Source organism: Parafannyhessea sp., from assembly GCF_051876455.1.
Taxonomy (GTDB): Bacteria; Actinomycetota; Coriobacteriia; order Coriobacteriales; family Atopobiaceae; genus Parafannyhessea.
On the sequence record NZ_JBJEHW010000034.1, the window covers coordinates 1375 to 4121 of the forward strand.

Sequence of the window (2747 nt, forward strand, 5' to 3'; positions counted from 1 at the left end):
AGCCAAAGCCCGCTGCAAAGAAGCCCGCAGCCAAGCCCGAGCCGAAGCCCGAGCCGAAGCCTGAGTCCAAGCCTGCCGCAACCAAGCCCGCGGCAAAGCCCGAGCCCAAACCTGCACCCAAGCCCGAGCCCAAGGCTGCACCCAAACCCGCACCCGAGCCGGCGGCCAAGGCGGCCCCCGCGCCCAAGGCCGAGCCTGCGGCAAAGGCGGAGCCCAAGCCCGCTGCCAAGGCAGAGCCTGAGCCCAAGGCGGAGCCTAAGCCCAAGAAGGCACCCGCTCCTCTCCCCCAGCCGCGCCGCAGCATCTGCTTCATCGGCTCCGAGTGCTATCCCTTCGTCAAGACCGGCGGCCTGGGCGACGTCATGTACGCGCTGCCCAAGGCGCTCGTCGCGCAGAACTGCGACGTCAAGGTGATCCTGCCGCGCTACGCCTGCATCAAGGAGCAGTGGCAGGACAAGATGGTCTACCGCGGGTCGTTCGACATGGACCTGTGCGCGGACGGCCGCAGCTTCTACGTAGGCATCATGGAGTACGTCGCGCCCTCCGGCGTCGTGTACGACTTCATCGACAACCAGGACTTCTTCAGCTACGGCAACCCGTACACCAACCTGGTGGACGACATCCCGCGCTACTGCTACTTCAGCAAGGCGGCGCTCGCGGCGCTCAACTACCTTGACTGGACGCCCGACGTGATCCACTGCCACGACTGGCAGGCGGGCCTGGTGCCGCTGTTCCTCAAGACCATGTTCCAGAACACGCCGCTCGGGCGTTCCAAGGTCGTGCTCACGATCCACAACCTGCGCTTCCAGGGCAAGTACAACATTCCCACCATCAAGTACTGGACCAACCTGCCCGACTACGTCTTCAACGAGGGTGCGCTCCAGCAGGACTGGACCGAGGCGAACATCCTCAAGGGCGGCCTGGCCTACGCGGACATGATCACCACCGTGAGCGGCACCTACGCGCAGGAGATCCAGAGCCCGGAGTACGGAGAGGGACTGGACGCGCACCTGCGCTACCACTCCTGGAAGCTGCGCGGCATCGTCAACGGCATCGACGTGGACATCTGGGACCCCGCGCGCGACGAGTTCATCCAGAAGCCCTATGACGCCAAGAGCGTGATTGCCAACAAGAAGGAGGACAAGCGCGCCCTGCAGGAGGAGCTCGGGCTCGAGGTGGACGACGCCAAGATGGTGATTGGCCTCATCTCGCGCCTGACCGACCAGAAGGGTCTCGACCTCGTGAACGCCGTCATCCCCGGCATGGTGGACGGCAACACCCAGGTCGTGCTCCTGGGCACGGGCGACGCGCAGTACGAGGACTCGTTCCGCTACTACGAGAACACCTACAAGGGCACGGTCTGCTCCAACATCATGTACGACGAGGCGCGCTCGCACCAGATCTACGCCGGCGCGGACGCCCTCATGGTGCCCTCGCGCTTCGAGCCGTGCGGCCTGACGCAGCTCATCGCGATGCGCTACGGCACTATCCCCATCGTGCGCGAGACCGGCGGCCTCAAGGACACGGTCGAGCCCTACAACAAGTACAGCAACGAGGGCAACGGCTTCACGTTCGACCGCTACGACGCCGGCCTGCTGTACGACGCCATCAACCGCGCCAAGACGCTCTACTTCACCAACCGCTGGTGCTGGGACGAGATGGTCAAGCGCGACATGAACAAGGACGTGAGCTGGGAGAAGTCCGCAAAGCAGTACCGCGACCTCTACCTCGAGCTGACGCAGTAGCAACGCGCGGCCCCGCATCGCCACACGGCGGCGGGGCCGCGCCGCACTGCGGACGGGAGCACGGGCAGCGGCGCTAGTTGGAGTCCGGCTCCTCCCTCTCCACGATGGCGCCCGTGCCCTCCAGGAGGGCCAGGCAGTCCGGGTAGGTGAAGCGCGCGCCCTGCACGCGGTTGCGCAGCAGGCTCAGGCGGTAGCCGGTGGCGCCCGTGAGGTCCGCGCGCTGCATGCGGCAGTCCTCAAAGCGCGTGCCGGAAAGGTCGCAGCCGTGCAGGTCGCAGTCGCGCAGGTCGCACGCCGCAAAGGTGCAGCCCTGCGCGGAGCTGCCGCCAAACCCCAGGCCGCGCATGCCGAGCCCGTCAAAGCGGCACTCGCGCAGGCGGCATGACTCCAGCCTGCCGATGGCGGAGCCGTTGCGGTCGTCCGGCCACAGGAGCGACCAGTCCACGCCCACGAGCTCGCAGTCATAAAATTCGCAATCGCGCAGGTAGCTGTTCTGCGAGCGCGGGCTCGATATGCGGCAGCCCCGGAACGTGCACTTCTCCACGGTGCACCCGCCAAGCGAGCAGGCGTCCAGCACGCAGTCCACAAACTCGCAGCCCGACATGCGCACGTGCGCCACAATCTGACCGGAGAGTTCCACGCCCTCATAGCGCCTGTCGCTCACGACCTTTTCCTTCATCAAAGCTCCCGCTTGCCACCCGCCATACACCTCTACCAGCGCAGAAACTATAGCCCAACGCCGCCCCGCGCGCCATGTTGGGCAACGTTCGCGCGCCCTGGCGCGGTTGCGCCACAATGTTGGCGAAGCACTGTCAGCTTTCCTCCAGCCAAACGTGTTGTGTGTGAGCGCTCAGGAAATCGAGGAGGTTTTTCACTTGGATCGAACGACACGCACCAAGGAGGTGGAGCGGGAGGCCCGCAGGCTCGTGGAATCGTACGGCGACCTGTCCCTGCGGCTTGCCTACACGTACCTGGGCTCCCGGCAGGACGCCGAGGACGTGA

General features: G+C 65.9%; 2 protein-coding genes. One reads left to right on the top strand and one right to left on the bottom strand.

Annotated features, from left to right (window positions below):
* The coding region (locus tag ACI38Z_RS01645) for a glycogen synthase (protein ID WP_439788446.1) at positions 1–1745 on the top strand (1745 nt) is incomplete at its 5' end.
* A gap of 73 nt (positions 1746–1818) precedes the next feature.
* On the opposite strand, the gene ACI38Z_RS01650 is transcribed toward ACI38Z_RS01645, so the two are convergent.
* A complete protein-coding gene (locus ACI38Z_RS01650; RefSeq protein WP_439788447.1) occupies positions 1819–2424 on the bottom strand; it encodes a pentapeptide repeat-containing protein in 606 nt (201 codons plus the stop codon).
* Positions 2425–2747 lie beyond the last annotated feature (323 nt).

What these genes read in the sequence shown, in the direction of transcription:
- ACI38Z_RS01650 (WP_439788447.1), bottom strand. Translation starts at nt 2,424, where the DNA reads ATGAAGGAAAAGGTCGTGAGCGACAGGCGCTATGAGGGCGTGGAACTC.